Source organism: Alcanivorax sp., from assembly GCF_017794965.1.
In the GTDB taxonomy this organism is placed as follows: Bacteria; Pseudomonadota; Gammaproteobacteria; order Pseudomonadales; family Alcanivoracaceae; genus Alcanivorax.
On record NZ_CP051240.1, the window covers coordinates 1,015,098 to 1,032,515 of the forward strand.

The following is a 17,418-nucleotide window of genomic DNA, read 5'->3' on the forward strand; positions in this document are numbered from 1 at the left end:
GCCTGACATAAAAACAAAAAACCGGAGTTTGCCATGCGTCGCTGGCTTGTTTCGCTACTGGCCCTGTTGCCGTTTACCGCCCAGGCGGATGATGCCCTGATTGGTCTGGGTTATCTCAATGGCCTTGTTGGTATCAATCTGGAGTGGGCGACCACCCAGAACAGTTTTTTCGCCCTCCCTGCCTACTATGTAGATTCCTCTGGCCTGGATACCGATGAATTCCGCTGGGTGGCGGGCTGGCGCCACAAGATGGAGCGCGGGATGATGGACGAAAACGGCTTCTATACCGGGCTGCTGGCCGGTGACCTGGGGGGCGAGCGACATTACGAGCGTCTCGGGGTCGGTTTTGAAATTGGGCATCAATGGGTGAAACCCTACTCCCGCTGGACCGTCAGTGCCGCCATCGGTGCGGTGGAGGCGCTGGAGTGCGCCGACTACAAGGCGGCTATCCGCTGCGACAGCGAAGAAGAACAGGACCAGTATGATCTGGATGTTGAGCCGGTGGTGGTGCTGGGCGTGAGCTACAGCTTCCGGTTGGGCAGGTAAGCCCTGTCCTGTGTTTCGAAAGGGGGCGCTTTCCTGCGCAATCCCGTCCTATTCCTTCCTGATTCCCCCTCTTGCGCCGCTTCTTGAGCGGTCTTGAGGGGCTACAGTCTTGTTGTGCCCCCTTTCTGGGCACCACTTTTGCACAAGTCTGTAAACACCTTCTCATCTCCATTCTAGCGATCTGCTCTAACTCATTGATTTGTGGCTTTTGTTTCTTAACTTATTGATTTGTAATGGCTTTAACCTTGTGGCCATTTTTTCATCATTTTAATGCCATCTTAGGGAAAGCCTGTGCTGGCGACGGTTCCTGACAGTCTATGCACAGAGTTATCCACAGATATTGTGAGTAACTTTTGTGGGTCACTTTTAAGGGCGACTTGAGGGAGGAGGAGGCTCGGGGCCTCTGAATAACGTCTTGCGTACTCAGCGTGACTTGAAGCGTGCAGCTGTTGTGTCTTGTCTCGAAGGGAAGGGTGGTTTCCTTTTCAAGAGGCAAGGCGCAGCTAGCGCCGCAGCATGGGCAAGGGGCGCCAGGGCTGGCTGAGTAGCTGCTGGCCACCGAGTTTGAGCAGCAGGGCGTGGAAGCCGGCGTTGGGAAACGCTGCACGGATACGGCGAATGCGGGCGGCTGGCAGTCCGAAACGGAGCAAGCCCAGGCTCACATCAATCCAGTCTGCGCGGCGAAACATTTCGGCCAGATTAAGGTTGTCCCGGCTGAAGCGGGTGACCTTGTGGTGGTTAAGGATCATGGCCTTGACGGTGGGCTGCCAGCTTTCCAGATGCTGCTCTTCCAGATAATGGCAGGCCAGTCTGGCGGAGGGGTCGAGATAATCAAAGGTGCCGGCCAGCCAGATACCCGCGTCATGGAAAAACCCCGCAATAGCCACTTGGTCCAGCTCTTCTTCGCTGAGCGGCCGTTGTGAGGCAACCAGATTAAGAACCCGATAAATATGATTGCGGTAGGGCGTCTGATCTTTGCCAAACCGCTCGGAGTGCAGGTCGAACAGCGCGTCAATGCGTGGGTGTCGCTGAATCAGGTCAGGGGTCATGAGGTATCCATTCCGGTTATCCGGTCATAGTGGCGTGGCCCCGGGGGGAAATCCAGTACCGGCTTGCGGATCTTCCACCGGGTTGGCAAAACCAGCCAACCGCAGGCCGGGCAAACAGGAAGGTGGAATTTGTTGTCTGCGGTCAATGGGGCTTGGTGCCCAACAGCACTTGTACTATAGTCGGACAATAATTTCAGAATTGTTCAACAAGCACCCGGGGGTTCGGTGAGTTTCAAAGCCAAGGAAAGCCTTTCCGAGCAGATCGCCCAGCACCTGGCGGATCAGATCATCCGTGGGGACATGCTGGCCGGCGATCGTATTCAGGAATTGCGGGTTGCCGGTGAGCTGGAAGTCAGCCGGGGGTCCGTGCGCGAAGCACTGCTGATTCTGCAGCGCCGCCAGCTGATCGATATACTGCCGCGCCGCGGTGCGGTAGTAAAAGAGATGTCAGAGTCCCATGTGCGCAGCCTCTATGAGGTGATGCAGATTCTGCTTGGGCTGGTCATCCGCAAGGCCATCAAGGTCGTGCGCGAGGAAGACCTGGATGCGTTTATCGAGCTGGTCCACGGTCTGCAGGTCGCAGCGGAAGACCGTAATCTGGATGATTTCTTCGTTCTCAGCTTTCGTTTCCTGGAGCATGCCTACCCGTATGCACGGAATCCGTTTGTGGAGGACATCCTCATCAACATGCAGCCGGCTATGCAGCGCGCGTATTTCATGGCCCTGCATCTTGAAGGGGATGAGGTGAAGGAATGCCTGTCGTTCTTCAAGGCGCTGGTGGAAACCATCTTCCGTCGCGATGTGCGTTCGGCCCTGGAGATCATCCGCGAGTTCGCCGAGCACCAGTCTGATCTGGTGGAAGAATCCATCACCCGTGCCCGTCAGATCGAGACTGCCTGGGGTTCCAGACGGAAAAAGTCATAAAGCCCGGGGCAGGGGGTTGCCCTGACCCGGCAAGCTGCATAGAATTGCCACCCTCTTCAGGACGTTACGACGCACTGAAAGCCATACAACCGTAGCTCAGTTGGTTAGAGCACCACCTTGACATGGTGGGGGTCGGTGGTTCGAATCCACTCGGTTGTACCAAATTCCAGTATCACGGCATCCCATGCCGTCCCAAGAGCCCTGTTAATCAGGGCTTTTTTGGTTATAGTGCGTTTCATGCGGGTTCATTTCATATCACCGCATACCCCCAAAACGGGGGGTATATCCGGGGGTATATCCCGATACCCCTTGCTTGATACCCCCACCGGGAGAGAGCGCACTCATGCCCCTTACATCCACAGCCGTCAGCCAGGCAAAGCCCAAAGCCAAACAGTTCAAGCTGTCTGACAGCCATGGGCTCTACCTTCAAGTGATGCCCAACGGCTCAAAGTACTGGCGATATAAGTACCGCTTTGCCGGCAAAGAGAAGGTGTTGGCCCTTGGCGTGTTCCCCGCGGTCTCCCTGAAAGATGCGCGGAGTGCCCGAGATGAGGCACGGCTCACCCTGGAGAAGGGGGTGGATCCGGGGGCAGTTCGCAAGGTGGAGAAACTGACTCGGCACATTGCCGCGGCTGAGAGCTTTGAAGCGATTGGCCGAGAGTGGTTCGAGAAGACCAATGCGAAGTGGTCTGCTGGCCATGCCGACCGGACAAAACGTCTGCTGGAAAAGAACCTCTATCCCTATATCGGCTCCAGGCCAATCAAGGACATTGAAGCTCCTGAGGTGCTGGCGGTCGTGCGCAGAATTGAGGCCCGTGGCTCCAACTATATGGCTCACCGTGCCAAGCAGGTGGCAGGGCTGGTTTTCCAGTATGCGATTGCTACAGGGCGAGCACAGGCAAACCCAACCCTTGGCCTGACTAACGCGATGGTGCCTCGACGCCAGAAACATCATGCCGCTATCACTGACCCTGCTGAGGTAGGGAAGCTGATGGTGGCCATCGATGCCTTCCAGGGCACGCCGGTTGTGAATGCTGCCCTTCAACTATCAGCGTTGCTGTTCCAGCGCCCTGGGGAGATTCGGGGTATGGAGTGGTCCGAAATCAAATGGGACCAGTCCCGATGGGAGATCCCTGCGGAGAAGATGAAGATGGGTATGCCTCATGTTGTGCCCCTCAGCCGGCAGGCCATGGCCATTCTGGAGGAGCTTCATCTGCTGACCGGCCGTGGCCGCTATGTCTTCCCCAGTGCCCGGGGCGCCAGCCGCAGCATGTCTGAGAACACGGTCCGCACGGCCCTCCGCACCATGGGTTATGACAACGACACCATGACGGCTCACGGCTTCAGAGCTATGGCTAGGACAATTCTGGATGAGGTGCTGGGCTGCCGGGTGGACTGGATTGAGCACCAGCTGGCCCACCAGGTGAAGGATTCGAACGGCCGGGCCTACAACCGGACAGCACATGTCGAGGGCAGGGCCCAGATGATGCAGCAGTGGGCTGACTATCTGGACCAGCTCAGGAAAGAAGCGAAATCAGAGAATGTGGTGAATATCCGGAAGGCTTGAGCCGCCGGTACCGAGTTTCGCCAGCCTAGGGTAGCTCCTGAACGGCCAGTAACCCCACTGGCCTGGCTGGCGGATTTATTGGGGTGTCATAGGGGTATGACATGGATGCAGTCGTTGATAAGGGGCCTGTTTTCTATGATGGAGATAGGCTCTTTTTGAGAAGAGACATCGTCACAAAAGTCATTCAACAAAATGGACTTTCACAGAACTACGAAGATGAAGATGGCAATAAGAAAGTTAGAGGCGTGGAGCCATATGTCTATGTGGACGGCATCGTTGAGCTTTATGGAATAGGGGATCTCGAGAACCAAAGCAGCACAAAGGTGTATGCAAGCGGCCTATTCCTTTACTCAAACATCACAAGCTGGTTTGGGAAGTCTGCATTTGATAAAAACTGGGTTCAGCTGGTGGTAAAGCCCCATCTGAGTGGGCGTCTATCTCTACCCCCATCTCTAAAGGACTCCTACTTTCCGGAGGCCTATATGCCTGCGACAACGATCCCATATGCTGAAGACTGTGCATATTTTGATACTTCAGAGCTTCTCTACTTTGCAACCGAGTGGCTGGGCTTCCCATCGAGTGTTCTCGTGGAGAGGGTTGAAGCAGAGGTTGGCCCATATTTGGCTGATGAAACCAATAAGGCAGCGCCTCAGAGCGATGGCGCTTTGCATCCAAAGGAAAGGAAAACACTTGAGGCTCTTGTGGCTGCCATGGATGCTTTACTCGTTGATGCAGGCGTTCTTGATCCAAAGCCATTTACCTCTGGGCAGCAGCTTGAGGCACAGATGAGCGCAATTGGAATACCAAATCCGCCGAAAGCTAAGACTCTTGGAGAAAAGATAAAAGCCATCCGAAGCAAAGTGGAAAATTCCAAATAGAACGCTGGAGACACAAACGGAATCGAAGTGTGCGAATTTACTAAAAGTGTGACATAGCCTTTAGAGCGTCCCAGTAAAGACGAGGCGCTACCAATGCACACCAACCTTCCAGAAACCGGCTACCTTCGATTGCCCCAGATTGTGGGGCAGTCTCCCATAACTGAAGAGCAAGCAGCTCAAAACCGCAAAGCAGGGAAACGCCCTGTACAGCCCCGTGCGGGCATTCCCCCAATCATTCCCGTTAGCCGCACTACCTGGTGGAGAGGCGTCAAAGAAGGACGCTTTCCGGCAGGCGTGAAGCTCTCCGGCGGTATCACCGTCTGGCGAGTGGAAGATATACGGGAGTACCTGCAGAAAAGCGGTGAGGTGTCGGCATGAGCGAGAAGCGATTGACGCCGCTTTGCCCTCGACAGCAGCGACTCCTCAAGGCTTTGTTGGGCGGAGAGGTGACCCGTGAGCAGGCAGACCGGATTGCCAAGGCCTCCAACGGCCCGGCAGTGGTCGGGGCTCTCCGAGAAAGGGGGCTCGATATTCCCTGTGAGCGGAGGGAGAAGCTGGATGATGATGGCAAGAAAATCCGCCCAGGCATCTACAGCCTAGAGTCAAAATCCATCCCCTTGGCAAAGCAGCTGCTGGCGGGGGTGGTAAGATGAGTGGGCTTGCAGCAATTCAGACTCAGGGTTATTGTGCGTCTGTCGCAGCAAAATCTGCGGCCGAGTTTGGCGACTCGAACTATCCAAGGCGCACAAGCGCCCACCCTGTAGCAGGCGCTTTTTTTGTGCCCGCTATACAGAGTTATGGTGGCTGTGCGTGGGAGGCCTTCGGGCCTGCCGGTGCCCTTGGATGCCGGTTCGCCAACCTGCGCACAGTCACCTCCATCTTTTTGGCGAGAGATGTTGGTGGCTCCACAATCCAAGGAGCTACAAGCATGAATCACGTCCGTATTGCGTCCGCAACCCGCGCACGCGCCCACCGCAAAATGGCCATTTCGGCCCTCAAATCAGATTCCAGTCTTGCCACCCGCCTCAAGCGGTACCGACACCACTCCGCCAAGGCTCGCCGCCTGGAAGGGGGTGCAGCATGAATCAGCACAATAACCCCGCAGAACTGGTCGAGGTGCTGCGCAATATCCTCGATGAAATCGGCACTATGGCCAATGCCCTGAATTCTGGGTTGGTGGATCTCAACTGCAATCCTGAAGATGCTGCCCGTGGCTATGCCTACATGTATTCCACGCTGGCTGAGCGCATTGGTTGGCTGGCTGATTTGGGGCTGACTCACGTCTTGGGCAGTCCGGACATCTGTGGCGATGCTGAGGATTGGTTTATGTCCCCGGCATATCACGATGCCAAGGCCAAGCTGGTAGGCAAGGGGGGCAAATCATGAACGTCCCAACCACACGTGCCGAAATTGAAGGCGAGAGCCTCATTGGTTCAGCAACCGCCCTTCGCACCATCTCCGAGTTGATACAGGAAAACGGTGTCCGGGAAAGCTGCGAGGGCATGCAGCCGTTTCTGGATCTGGGCGCTTATGAAGGGCTGGCCTGTGCTGTCTCCATCATTGCCGAAAAGCTGCAGGAGCAGGGCGAATTCTTCAAGCAAGACGCCATCGTTGCGGTCCGGGTCCCGTTGCAGGAGAAGCGTCATGGATAAGCGTATCCCATCATTTGGCGAGCTCCTGAAGGATCTGGATGGCATTGCACCGATATACAGTCCTGATGGTGGAAAACTCACCCTCACCAGTGAGCAATCTGAGCAGCTACGTCGCATCGCCCAGGCCAGTGAAGAAACAGGCGATGCCCTAGAGCTTGGTATGCGAGTGGTCGGCAAGCTGATGGCCGCCAGTGCCACCAGTGAGCTGCCCATGGATGCTGACGAGATACAGGCCTTGGGCTGGTTCATCCGTGAGGTGAGTGACGTGGTTCATTGCCTCAAGAATGTGGGCCTGGGCGCTGAGTATCGGCTGCAGGCGGACCGTAAGGGGGTGGCAGCATGAACATCCTCGACCAAGTATCACAAGCCAGCTACGCCTTCCGTTCTGCCCGGGACACTCTGCAGCAGCTGATAGGCCGGCCCACCGAGAACTGGGCAAGCGGTTATGCCCGCGGGGTGCTGATGGCCCTGTGGGAGCAAGACGTAATTTCCGAAGAGCAGCGTGATGCAGCCGGTAAAGAGTTGGATGCCATGCAGGGGGTACGTCGACATGGATAGCCAATACTCCTACAGCGATGCCGTTGCTGACTTCCGTTCCGAGATACTGGCGGTGCTGGGTAGCGCCCCTGACCACATTGTCCCTGATGGGGAGCCTCACCGGTTCAGGGTTGAGGGTGACAAGCGGAGTAAGCGCTCAGGCTGGTACATCATGCATCTGGATGGTGTCCCTGCTGGCAGCTTCGGGAACTGGAAGACCGGCCAGAAAGAGACGTGGTCTAAAGTAGACCGAAATAGACTGACTGCCCGGGAGCAGGCCGAGATTCAGCGGCACTTCCGGGAGCAACAGGCCAAGGCTGCCCGCAAGCGGCAGGAAGCCCAGGACGAAGCGGCCGAGAAGGTCCGCAAGCTCTGGGAATGGGCAAAGCCTGCCGATCCCATGCACCCCTATCTCCAGAACAAGCAGATGCCGCCTATGCAGCTCCGGCAGCATGGTGAGGTGCTGCTTGCTCCTCTGACTGATGGCCACCGAATGGTGAACCTGCAGCGCATCTTCCCTGATGGCTCCAAGCGCTTTTACCCGGGGGGCCGGGTATCGGGCTGCTGGAGCCCTATCGAGGGCGAGAAGGGGCCGCTCTACATCTGCGAGGGCTGGGCCACCGGGGCGACCATCAACAAGCTCACAGGCCGTTTGGTGGTGTGTGCGATGAATGCCGGGAACCTGACGCATGTCGCCAAGGCCATGCGGGCTCGGTATCCAGACCGGTACCTGGTGATTGCTGGCGACAACGACCGGTTCACCGATGGAAACCCCGGCAAGGCTGCAGCCATTGATGCAGCTAGGGCAGTGGGTGGCGAGTGGATGGTTCCTGACTTTCCGGAAGGGGAGAAGGGGACCGACTACAACGACCACTACCTGCTGGAGCTGGAGGGAAAGCTATGAGCGAGACCGCGCAAACCCTGACCCCATCCGGGAATGTGGAATCCCACAGCCCGCTGACATCCGAGCAGCAGGCGGCAGTAGAGCATGCCCTGAGCATGGTGAAGGATGACCCGGGCGCCATGTTTGAGCCGGCAGTATTGGAAGCCTTGAAGGCCCTCAGGGACGTCCCGGCCCAATTCGTGCGTATTCGCCTGGAGGTGAAGCGGGCCGGCACTGTGCCGATGACTGAGTTCGACAAGCTCACCGCGGTAAAAGGCGATGGTGATTCTGAGGAAGGCGACATCTTCCCTGAGGTCGATCCATGGCCGGAGCAAGTCGACGGCGCCCAGTTGCTGGAGGATCTGGAAGAGCAGTTTTCCCTGTTCGTGGTGGCCGAGCGTGAAACGCTCCGTGCTGCTTCTCTGTGGGCTTTGTTCACCTGGTGCCATGACAGTGCTGCTATCTCCCCAATCGCGCATATCAGCGCCCCTGAGAAGCGTTGTGGGAAAACGGTGCTGCTGTCCTGCCTGCAGAGAACGGTGTCCCGGCCCTTGCCGGTCTCCAGCATCTCAAGCTCGGCCCTGTTCCGCTCGGTGGAGAAGTGGCAGCCATGCCTGCTGGTGGATGAGGCGGACAGTTTCATGGGAGACAACGAGGATCTGCGCGGCATCATCAACTGTGGATTCAACCGGGATTCTGCCCATGTGATTCGCTGTGCTGGCGATGACCACGAGCCGACCCGCTTTACGGTGTTTGCTCCAAAGGTGTTGTGCGGTATCGGCAAGCTGGCTGACACCATCATGGACCGGGCGATTCCTCTCCGCTTGCGTCGGAAGAACCCAGGGGAGAAGTCTCAGCGCCTACGACATAGCGACCCAGAGTCATGGGATAACCTGCGGCGTCGGATGGCCCGCTGGAGCATGGATAACGAGCAGCGTGTTTTCCTGTCGCGTCCTGCAGACATCGATGGCCTTAACGACCGTGCCCAGGATGCATGGGAGCCGCTACAGCAGATAGCAACTATTGCTGGTGGTGACTGGCCGGACAAAACCAGACATGCGGCTATTGCGCTCCATGGTGTGGAAGAGGAGTCCCATTCCATTGGGGTAGAGCTCCTGTGTGACATCAAGGTGGTCTTTGAAACCGAGAAGGCTGACAAGCTATTCAGTGCAGATCTGCTGAATGGCCTGCATGCCGATGAAGAGGCCCCTTGGTACACCTGGAACAAAGGCAAGCCAATGACCTTGAGGCAGCTCGGTAAGCGCCTTGGTGAGTACAGCATCAAGTCCGGAACTATTCGGATTGGCTATCGGACGGCCAAAGGTTACCGACGCGACCAGTTCACGGATGCCTTCAATCGATACCTTCCCAGTAGCCCCCCTTCTGTAAGCGTCACACCGTCACAACCCAGTAAAGACGCGGGGTCTGGCGATTTTCCAAGCGTCACACAGGGTGAAGGTGTGACGGATAAAAAAACGCTGAAACCCAGTGGTGACGCGGAGTGTGACGGTGTGACGCTTGGAACTCCCCCTGAGGAGCAGGAAAGCGAATGGGAGGCCTTCTGATGGCTGCTATCGACTACCTGACAGACCAAGGGCTGACGGTTCAGGTTGTGGGTGACCGGCTGATGGTTGCCCCATCTGGAAGGCTCACACCGGATCTGCGGCGGTGGATTAAGGAGCACCGGACTGAGCTCATGGATGAAGCCAGGCTGTACCGGTGCTGGCGGATCTACCGGGGTGGCAAACCGATTGGAACGATGGTCGGGGCACCCATCACCTACGCCACCGCGCTGGACCATGCCCGCTTTCGTTGGGGCGATGCTGAAGTGCATCCGGTGAGGGAGAGTCGAAGTGAATGACGTCCGAGAAGCAGTCCTCAAGGAACTGGCGGAAATGGGGGAAACTCCCTGCCTGGGCGGCCGGGTTTCAGAGAAGGCGGCAGCCAAACTTCTCATGTACACCCCTGAATACTTCCGCCAGAAAGCGGCTGACGGGCTATCACCGATCCCGTGGAAGCGTCACGGCAACAGGAGGTACTACCGCCTGGAAGACATCATCGAATACCTGAGTGAGGATGACGGGGTCTGAGGCCCCGTTCTTTACCGAACACACCCGCAGAAACTCGCAGAAGAACACATAACTTCTCTGGTGACCCCTAACCACCCCGGGGTGATAGTGAATCCAAGAACATTCACCGGAGACAGCCCTGTGAGCAACCTCACCAAGTCCGAGAAACGCTTCGTTAACCAGCTGGCGCATGCTCATGCCCAGATCTATGAAATCCATGCCCGCGGCAACATGAAAACCCGTCTGCTTCAGCTGAAAGCGGAGGGGGTGACTGGTGAGCAAGCCTTCGAAGAACTGCAGAAAATGGCACCACAGATGCGGTCCCCGGTGACCGAATTTTCGGAGCAGTAACGCACACGTATGCGCGGACCTGAAGATTTTCTGACAGTCATTACGCGCGAGAACAAATCTACAGGAGCAACAGCATGATTGAGGTAGAGCACCCGACTTTGGGAGTCCTCGAATTCCCTGACGGAACTAGCCAGGAAACGATTAAGGCAGCGATCCAGAAAGCCGAGCAGAAACAGCCGGGTAAGTTCGACCTGTCCACCGCCCGGCCGGTTGCGCAGGAGGGCAATCAGACCATGAATGTGGAGCTGCCTAATGGGCGACTGATTGAGGGTGTCCCGGTAGGGACGTCCAAGGAAGCCATCAAGCAGAAAGCTATCGCGGCCGGCATTGCTACAGAGCAGGACTTCAGCGGCCAGAGTGGCGGTTTTGACCTCTCCAAGGCAAGGCCAGCCTATCCTGAGGCAGACGGCGCTGGTGCCGGTCAGGGGGGGCTGCAGAGATTGAAACAAGCGGAAAACGCACTTGTGAAAGCCGATGCAGCAGGGGATGTAGAAGGCGCTCGGACCTTGGCTGCTGAGGTGCGGCGCCTCCGTGCAGAGCTGCAAACCACTGGTGATGGTCTCCCGCTGACCGACAGCCAGCGCCAGGCTGTAGAGCGTATCCAGGCAAGCCCGGATAAAGGCGGGTTCGTGAACTTCGTTACCGGCAATGACCGGACTGTTCCAGGCATTGAGGAAATCGATGCAGACCAAGTGTTTGGCGACCCATGGGACGACCATCCTTCAGAGAACTTCAAGGTGTCCGCGGGCACCCTGTTGACCTTTGATGATGAGGCCAAGAAGAACATTTGGTCCGAGCAGCTTCAGTCAGCAGGGATCGAGCACCGGTGGGCTCAGGACCCGTTTGGGAATGCGGCACTGGTTTACAAGGATCCTAATGATGGGACAGAAAAGATTGGATACCTGAACAAGGCCGGCTGGAGCATGAGCGATGCGGCTACCACAGCCGCCCAGATTGGCGCTTACGCTGGTGCGGGTAAGGCAGCAAGGGCTGTGCCATGGGTAGGGCAGAAAATCGCTCAGGCGGGTGCTGTGGGGCGTGCAGGTATGGCTGGTGGTGGAGCTGCCACCCAATCTCTGGCATCAGATGCAGGGGCCAATACGGTTGGTGCTGACATCCCTGGCGAACAGATGGCCAGAAATGCTCTGGTAGCAGGCGCTGCCGGTACTGTGCTTAATCCGATTGGCGAGTTGGCCGGGGCTGGCTTGCAGCGTGGTGCCCATGCGGTCGGGCAGTTGTTCAAACGCATGACAACGGGTGGGGAGCAGGCAGTTGCAGCCACCAAAGAGCTAGTCATGCAGAATGCCGGCGACTATCGAGCCATGTTTGAAAATGCCACCCCCGATTTCTGGGCCCGGGTGCACCAACAAGCGCAATCTGCGACCACTCCTGAAGAGGCGTTTCAGAGTGCCGTGTCCCAAGCTTTCCGTGAGCAGATCCCGGGCTTTACTCCACTGCGACCGCATGTGACTGGTCAGCCTTCTGACTTCGCTGAACTGGATAAGGTGAGCCGGGGCGGGTATGGCGGTCAGCCTCAGGACGAGTTGCGGGTAATCCAGAAGGATAACGAGACGGCACTGGCAGAGCGTGCCCGCACCATCCGGGAAGAAATCACCGGGCAGGGACTAGATAACGTAGGCGATGCCGGTACTCAAGTGCGGCAAGGGTTGCGCGATGCCTATGACGTCTCCAAGGCCAAGGTGAACGAGGCTTATGACATTGCTGGCCGGCAACAGGGGCAATTCCGGGCTGCGGGTGTGGAGAGCCTGCCTGGGCGTTTGAATCAGGCGCTTGAGTCTGGAAGCCATAAGCTGCCTGGCCGTGACCTGATGAAAGAAAACTACCCAGCCACCACGGAGATGCTGGGCGCCGTGGAAACCCTCCGGGGTGGTGATGTGCCCATCCAGCAATACGAGCAAATGCGCCGGTACCTGCAAGGGCAGTGGCGTGGCGCAAAGAGTAGCGACCGGGCGGCAGCGGCCAGCATCCTTCGGGAGTTTGATACCTGGGCGGATGACATGCTGGACCAGGCTATGTATGCCGGCGATGAAGCCGCTATGGAATCCCTCAAGGGCGCAAGGGCCGCCAACCGTGAGCACATGGCTAAGTTCGGCAAAAATGACACCTTTGCAGATGGCCGGAAGATCTCCGACCGGGCGGGGAAGGTGGTGAACGACATCATTCACGATGACCTGTCACCGGTGGCTGTCATCAATTACATGGCGGGTTCCTCGAAGATGGGGCAGACCAAGGACGCCATGGCGGTGCTGGGGCGGCTGCATAAAGCTGTAGGCGTGGATTCTCCTGCGTGGTCAGCACTTCAGGAGGCTGGACTGCTGAGATTGTTCTACGACGATGCCGGCCGCCTGAGGAATACTGGGCAGGTACTCAAGCGCTGGGACCAGATGTATCAGGGTGATGGCAGGGCCTGGGCAATGCGTCTGTATGGGCCATCGAGCATGAACCAGCTGGACCAGCTTATGAAGCTCATGCGTCGCACCCAGCGGGATAGCCGCGACTATGTGCCCTCCGGGCCTGCCATCGACAAGCTAACTGACACTATTACTCAAATGGCCGGAAGGCTTGGGATCTCCGCCAAGCACCCTCTGGTAGGTGGTTTCGTGGCTGATGTAGTGGATGGGCTGAGGAAGTCAGGAGCAGACCGCCGGATGGCGAGGGAAGGGCAGGAGGCCATTCATGCTCCTGTGTTGCGCTACATGCCGGAGGTGAACTTCTCCAGGGCGATTGGTACAGGGATGGCCGGTACCGGGTCGGCTGGTGCCAGATCGTCTACAGCCAACTGAGGGGGAGCCACATTAGCTTGCTGACAGCTAGGACAAGGAAGATCCCGCCAATCAGCGGCATGAAGATGTAGCCCACGATGGCCACGGGCCAGGACAGCATATCCGCCCACCACTTCACTATCTTGTGCTCATCAGTGCCCGGCTCGGCCTTCGACAGGACGAGCTGGGCCAGTATCCAGGCAATAAAAATCAGCACCATCAGCATGGTGAGAAAGCCTGCGAGCCAGAGGTAGGGGGAGATTTCCATTATGGCAGTCTACCGTACTCGGTAATGGACACTCGAGCCGATGTATTTGATTTTTGCCCATCGAGCCTCGCTCGCTTTGAGGTCAGGGACATATACAGAGAATGATGTGCTGTTCCCCGGAGAAATCCGGTTAATGCTAAATTCTCTGGATGAGCCGTTCACAGTCAGTCGAAACTCCGCGCTGTTATGGGCGATAGACTGGGCATTAATGATTCTGCCTTTAAACTTGATGCCTGTGAGGTGCTCCTCTTGCTCGGCATCGACCAACATGAACCCTTCATCAATGTCTTGAACATTCGGGGTCGTGAAATCAACGGTTTCATCATATTTTTGGATAGCGTAATTGACGCGAACATCTCTCGTGCTGGCGTCAAGCTCTGCTAATTCTTGAGAAAGGTGCTCATATTCATACTGCAACTTCTGCATCTCGAGCTTTACAGCTTCCAGCTTTTTGCCCAAGTCCGGTTGCTTTTCTGGTGCGTTGCTCAAGATATAGAAAATAAGCAGTATCGAGACTGAGCTGATAGCAATAGCCAGTTTGCTCAAGTTTTTAGAATCCATCACTTCTTCCCCTGAATACCCAATCCGTGGCGTGACTATTGTCTCTGAACGCGGTAGCTTTATGAAGCTGCGAGCATATATCAGTGCAAAATCAAATGTGCGTTTTGCGCATTAAGGAGGTGCATCTTGAACATATGTTTGAATGTCCGGGGGGTGTCTGCTGAGGATGAGAGTGCAGCGTATTAGCTGCCAAAAGGCTACCAGAGCCCCTCGGTCACTGTTGCGGAGAATCCCCACAAGCTAACGCTAGAAGTTGCGCCCTTTGGGTTACATGCTTTGATGCCGTGCCGGGGCAGGCCTCAATAAACCACACCGGACTCAGCAAAATAGGGTGCTACTGATTGTGAGTAGCCAAGTAGACAGCAACGTAGCAAAAGCCCTAGGCCCTGCTTAATCAAAGCGGGGCCATTTATTTTTAAAGGGAATAGAACAGGGTTGAGTCCTGTGCTGTAAGGGAGTTTTGTTTTGCCGATTACAATCCATCCAAGACCTGGGCAAATTCTAAAATGTGACTTCAGTGAGGGCTTCAAGGAGCCTGAGATTGTAAAAAGACGGCCTGTGCTCGTTTTGGCTTCATACGACACACGTCCCGGGCTCGTCACAGTGGCCTGCCTCAGCACACAGGAGCCTGACCCGCCACGGGATTACCATATGGAGATGCAGAAAGGCATGCTCCCACAGCTGGGGGAATTCCAGAAAGATACCACCTGGCTGAAGGGGGACATGGTCTACACTGTAGGTTTTCATAGGCTTGACCGTATCCGATTGGGGAAAAGAGACCCTTTGACTGGGAAAAGGGTGTATTTCACGCAGCGGTTGAGCCGGGATACTATGAAATCCGTGTACACTTGTGTTCTGCATGGGCTCAAGATTGGCCATATTGGCCATCACCTATAAAAACCGCCTATCGGACTAATGCCTTTAAGGTGTTGAAATCGGTCTGGGCTGGTCTTAGTATCACCACCGTTCCCGCTCTGCTTAGGCATCGGGCATGCGAGACTGCACTAAGGTCCGTCCCGTGCAGCCGGCTTGGCCACCGGCGATGACAAGCTTGGCCAAAGCCGCGATTGGCCCCAATTCCATTGGGGCCCTGTCACCTAACATTAAAAAGCCCGCCTAGCGCGGGCTTTTTTGTATCTGCTGTTTTGCTCTAGAACAGCTAGCCTATTCTGAATAGACCTGTCGCGGTCGAGCGCAGCAACATTTTCGCTAGCGAACCCTTCATTCCTCGCAGACGTAGTGCTCCTACCAGAGTTCGACCGCTATTCCCCATTAAGGTTCAATTTGAGAAGATTTTAAGGGTCTGTTTCAGAGTTTGTAGAGGGATGTGGGATGAAATTGCATTGGCCGTTGATTGCAGTGGTTGCTTTGCTGGGTGTTGGGCTAAGTAGCGTCTGTAGTGCCGCTATAGGCAAGCTACTGGATCGAGGGGAGTTGGTTGACGAGTGGCACTGTAAGGATCCGATTGATTATCCAGCTCCTGTGTTGGTAAGGGCTCTTGTATATGAGAAGGGCTATTTCAATGGTGATGTAATTGCAGCTGGAGTTACCAATCCTGCTGTTTATTCTGTCCAAGGGTTTCAAATGCGCTGGGACTTTGGGTCGGATGGGGATGGTGGGGCGCCATACTCTCTGGTTCTTCAGCCAAATGGTGATGCTAGTTACTACGATTTTACTGGTGTGCCTAAGGGAGAGAAGGTTTCAGCCAGCCAGAGGTATAAATGCAAGAAGGTAAAGTGAGGCCATAATGTGCGGTCGAATGGACATCGATGAGGGCCCAGTTCGGGAGTGGGTGAAGGACACGCTGAACATTGAACTGGACCTGCACACCAACCACGACCTGCGGCCTACCCAGACCGTTGCCGTCATCGGCGGTGACCGACACCAGACAAACACCACTTGGGGTCTCCAGCCCGCCTGGGCCAAGAAGCTCCTCATCAATGCCCAGGGCGAGACCGTAGCCGAGAAGAAGACCTTCAAGCAGGCCTTTGCTGAGCGCCGCTGTGTGGTGCCGTGCTCCGGCTGGTACGAATGGCGGGACGAAGGCGGGAGCCGCAAGCAGAAGTACCGCTTCGCCGCGGCTGACGGCAACCCGCTCCTGATGGGCGGGATCCTGTTCCCGGGGGAGGAGGGCACCAGGTTGGTTACCCTGACCATCCACCCGAATCAGGAATGCGCTCCGTACCATAATCGCATGCCACAGTTTGTGGCTCCGGAACATCTGGACCAGTGGCTATCCGGATCCGTGGAGGAGGTGCTGCAGCTGGTGGCCCCGTTGGCAGATGGATCTGTCGGGATTGGCCTTCGCTAGTAGACTGTGGCTTTCTTGTGGTATGGAGGGAACGGCATATTTTCGCGCCTCTCTACCGCTTCTTCGAGGCTCATGTCGATTGCCTGCAGGGCTTGCTCGTCATATATCCTTCCAACCCCCATAGTTAATTTGGCGTGATTGAATTTCTCCATTGACGGGCTGAGTACCAATTCACTGTCTGAGTACTCAATGAGGGCAACTAGAGCTTCAGCTGCTTCCAAATATAGCGCCCTCATTCCTTGTGCTATGCTTGACCAGCCTGAGTCTCGCCAGTTTATCTGCGATGACAGAACATAATCGTTTATGCCTTCTATGTTGGATTCAGTCCTGCCAGAAAGAATGTTTAATACGCTCTTGTAACTGAGATGGATGCTACGGTCGTCAATCCTCACCAAAGCGGTTTTTTGTAGACCATCATGAAAGTTTGAGATGCATTTTTCGAATGCTGGCTCCAGCTGAAGCCTGAGATTATTTCTGGATTGAATCAAAAGGCTGTTGTCGTGGAGTTCATTGGCTTGCTGCATCGCTTCTTTGGATTGAGCCAGCTCTTCTCGAGTGGCTGCCAGCTCTTGAGTTTGGTAGTACAGCGAGACTATCAGTAGGAAGATGGTCAGGAAGCCCAGTAGAGGGTTAGCCAGCCCACCAACGAAGTCCCCGAACATGCCCCATTCAGCTGGGCCTCCTATAGCGTGCTCACTAAATTGCTTGGCGTATGCCCCGAACACCCCGGCGAGTATCACTATCGCTGCGATGCCGACAGCCCACAGAATCCCCTTGCCCATGAATCCCTCTCTTCCTTGATACGTACGATTATTTTGGTGGGTATCCTACACCGGGATAGGCGAGGGCTTACAGACCGAGGGCTGGTGGCCTGAGACCATGGCTTTACCCGTCGCCGGCCAGGTTCTCTCCAGTCATGGCAGGCCAGCGACTGATAGTCAGCGAATATGCGGCGGGTGTCTCCGAGCAAACAGCTCATTTTGACCTTGGCAATTCTGAATCGCCTGCAGCCTACCATCTGAGGGTTTCGAGACAGCTA

The 17,418-nt window shown here is 56.2% G+C and carries 24 protein-coding genes and 1 tRNA gene; 21 read left to right on the plus strand and 4 right to left on the minus strand.

Annotated elements, in window-relative coordinates; all coding sequences use genetic code 11:
- Window positions 1–33 precede the first annotated feature (33 nt).
- Window positions 34–546 carry a hypothetical protein gene (locus HF945_RS04500; RefSeq protein WP_290524558.1) on the plus strand — a complete coding sequence of 171 codons (513 nt, stop codon included), beginning with the start codon at window positions 34–36 and terminating at the stop codon, window positions 544–546.
- Between the two features lie 503 nt (window positions 547–1,049).
- Here HF945_RS04500 and HF945_RS04505 read toward each other — a convergent pair.
- The gene (locus tag HF945_RS04505) at window positions 1,050–1,595 is read right to left on the minus strand and encodes a hypothetical protein (protein ID WP_290524559.1); all 546 of its coding nucleotides are present in this window, start codon (window positions 1,593–1,595) and stop codon (window positions 1,050–1,052) included.
- A gap of 225 nt (window positions 1,596–1,820) precedes the next feature.
- Here HF945_RS04505 and HF945_RS04510 point away from each other — a divergent pair, with 225 nt between their 5' ends.
- The 17 genes from HF945_RS04510 (at window position 1,821) to HF945_RS04585 (ending at window position 13,260) form a co-directional block, all read left to right on the plus strand.
- Entirely contained in the window at window positions 1,821–2,519 is a 699-nt protein-coding gene (locus HF945_RS04510; protein WP_290524560.1) for a GntR family transcriptional regulator, read from the plus strand.
- Between the two features lie 85 nt (window positions 2,520–2,604).
- Window positions 2,605–2,681, plus strand: a tRNA-Val gene (locus HF945_RS04515).
- Window positions 2,682–2,862: 181 nt separating this feature from the next.
- A complete protein-coding gene (locus HF945_RS04520; protein ID WP_290524561.1) occupies window positions 2,863–4,086 on the plus strand; it encodes an integrase arm-type DNA-binding domain-containing protein in 1,224 nt (407 codons plus the stop codon).
- 101 nt (window positions 4,087–4,187) lie between these two features.
- Window positions 4,188–4,964: a hypothetical protein gene (locus HF945_RS04525; protein WP_290524562.1), complete on the plus strand. Its 777-nt coding sequence runs from the start codon at window positions 4,188–4,190 to the stop codon at window positions 4,962–4,964.
- A gap of 93 nt (window positions 4,965–5,057) precedes the next feature.
- Window positions 5,058–5,342: an AlpA family phage regulatory protein gene (locus HF945_RS17355; RefSeq protein WP_366492593.1), complete on the plus strand. Its 285-nt coding sequence runs from the start codon at window positions 5,058–5,060 to the stop codon at window positions 5,340–5,342.
- Window positions 5,339–5,617 (plus strand): hypothetical protein, encoded by a 279-nt coding sequence (locus HF945_RS04530; RefSeq protein WP_290524563.1) that lies wholly within the window; start codon window positions 5,339–5,341, stop codon window positions 5,615–5,617. Before HF945_RS17355 ends, HF945_RS04530 begins: the two co-directional genes overlap by 4 nt.
- Before the next feature lie 275 nt (window positions 5,618–5,892).
- Window positions 5,893–6,048, plus strand: coding sequence for a hypothetical protein (locus HF945_RS04535; RefSeq protein ID WP_290524564.1), 156 nt, complete (start codon window positions 5,893–5,895; stop codon window positions 6,046–6,048).
- Complete coding sequence (locus tag HF945_RS04540) at window positions 6,045–6,350, plus strand: hypothetical protein (RefSeq protein WP_290524565.1); 306 nt, start codon at window positions 6,045–6,047, stop codon at window positions 6,348–6,350. The genes HF945_RS04535 and HF945_RS04540 overlap by 4 nt, the downstream gene beginning before the upstream one ends.
- Entirely contained in the window at window positions 6,347–6,616 is a 270-nt protein-coding gene (locus HF945_RS04545; protein WP_290524566.1) for a hypothetical protein, read from the plus strand. The genes HF945_RS04540 and HF945_RS04545 overlap by 4 nt, the downstream gene beginning before the upstream one ends.
- Window positions 6,609–6,959 carry a hypothetical protein gene (locus HF945_RS04550; protein WP_290524567.1) on the plus strand — a complete coding sequence of 117 codons (351 nt, stop codon included), beginning with the start codon at window positions 6,609–6,611 and terminating at the stop codon, window positions 6,957–6,959. The genes HF945_RS04545 and HF945_RS04550 overlap by 8 nt, the downstream gene beginning before the upstream one ends.
- On the plus strand, window positions 6,956–7,174 hold the full coding sequence (locus HF945_RS04555) for a hypothetical protein (protein WP_290524568.1): 219 nt from the start codon (window positions 6,956–6,958) through the stop codon (window positions 7,172–7,174). Before HF945_RS04550 ends, HF945_RS04555 begins: the two co-directional genes overlap by 4 nt.
- On the plus strand, window positions 7,167–8,057 hold the full coding sequence (locus tag HF945_RS04560; protein WP_290524569.1) for a toprim domain-containing protein: 891 nt from the start codon (window positions 7,167–7,169) through the stop codon (window positions 8,055–8,057). Before HF945_RS04555 ends, HF945_RS04560 begins: the two co-directional genes overlap by 8 nt.
- A complete protein-coding gene (locus HF945_RS04565; protein ID WP_290524570.1) occupies window positions 8,054–9,601 on the plus strand; it encodes a DUF3631 domain-containing protein in 1,548 nt (515 codons plus the stop codon). The genes HF945_RS04560 and HF945_RS04565 overlap by 4 nt, the downstream gene beginning before the upstream one ends.
- The gene (locus tag HF945_RS04570) at window positions 9,601–9,897 is read left to right on the plus strand and encodes a hypothetical protein (RefSeq protein ID WP_290524571.1); all 297 of its coding nucleotides are present in this window, start codon (window positions 9,601–9,603) and stop codon (window positions 9,895–9,897) included. The genes HF945_RS04565 and HF945_RS04570 overlap by 1 nt, the downstream gene beginning before the upstream one ends.
- A complete protein-coding gene (locus HF945_RS04575; RefSeq protein ID WP_290524572.1) occupies window positions 9,890–10,126 on the plus strand; it encodes a hypothetical protein in 237 nt (78 codons plus the stop codon). Before HF945_RS04570 ends, HF945_RS04575 begins: the two co-directional genes overlap by 8 nt.
- A gap of 120 nt (window positions 10,127–10,246) precedes the next feature.
- The gene (locus HF945_RS04580) at window positions 10,247–10,456 is read left to right on the plus strand and encodes a hypothetical protein (protein WP_290524573.1); all 210 of its coding nucleotides are present in this window, start codon (window positions 10,247–10,249) and stop codon (window positions 10,454–10,456) included.
- Window positions 10,457–10,530: 74 nt separating this feature from the next.
- Window positions 10,531–13,260 carry a hypothetical protein gene (locus tag HF945_RS04585; RefSeq protein WP_290524574.1) on the plus strand — a complete coding sequence of 910 codons (2,730 nt, stop codon included), beginning with the start codon at window positions 10,531–10,533 and terminating at the stop codon, window positions 13,258–13,260.
- Here the strand turns inward: HF945_RS04585 and HF945_RS04590 are convergent.
- Both HF945_RS04590 and HF945_RS04595 read right to left on the minus strand, forming a co-directional pair.
- Window positions 13,247–13,507, minus strand: coding sequence for a hypothetical protein (locus tag HF945_RS04590; protein ID WP_290524575.1), 261 nt, complete (start codon window positions 13,505–13,507; stop codon window positions 13,247–13,249). The genes HF945_RS04585 and HF945_RS04590 overlap by 14 nt on opposite strands.
- Window positions 13,508–13,516: 9 nt before the next feature.
- Window positions 13,517–14,068 (minus strand): hypothetical protein, encoded by a 552-nt coding sequence (locus HF945_RS04595; protein ID WP_290524576.1) that lies wholly within the window; start codon window positions 14,066–14,068, stop codon window positions 13,517–13,519.
- A 465-nt stretch (window positions 14,069–14,533) separates the two neighbouring features.
- Here HF945_RS04595 and HF945_RS17360 point away from each other — a divergent pair, with 465 nt between their 5' ends.
- The 3 genes from HF945_RS17360 (at window position 14,534) to HF945_RS04605 (ending at window position 16,379) form a co-directional block, all read left to right on the plus strand.
- Window positions 14,534–14,965, plus strand: a complete 432-nt coding sequence (locus tag HF945_RS17360; protein WP_366492599.1) for a type II toxin-antitoxin system PemK/MazF family toxin — start codon at window positions 14,534–14,536, stop codon at window positions 14,963–14,965.
- A 435-nt stretch (window positions 14,966–15,400) separates the two neighbouring features.
- Window positions 15,401–15,808 carry a hypothetical protein gene (locus HF945_RS04600; protein ID WP_290524577.1) on the plus strand — a complete coding sequence of 136 codons (408 nt, stop codon included), beginning with the start codon at window positions 15,401–15,403 and terminating at the stop codon, window positions 15,806–15,808.
- 19 nt (window positions 15,809–15,827) lie between these two features.
- Window positions 15,828–16,379, plus strand: coding sequence for an SOS response-associated peptidase (locus HF945_RS04605; protein ID WP_290524578.1), 552 nt, complete (start codon window positions 15,828–15,830; stop codon window positions 16,377–16,379).
- Here the strand turns inward: HF945_RS04605 and HF945_RS04610 are convergent.
- Window positions 16,376–17,161 (minus strand): hypothetical protein, encoded by a 786-nt coding sequence (locus HF945_RS04610; RefSeq protein ID WP_290524579.1) that lies wholly within the window; start codon window positions 17,159–17,161, stop codon window positions 16,376–16,378. The two genes, HF945_RS04605 and HF945_RS04610, sit on opposite strands and share 4 nt — an antisense overlap.
- Window positions 17,162–17,418 lie beyond the last annotated feature (257 nt).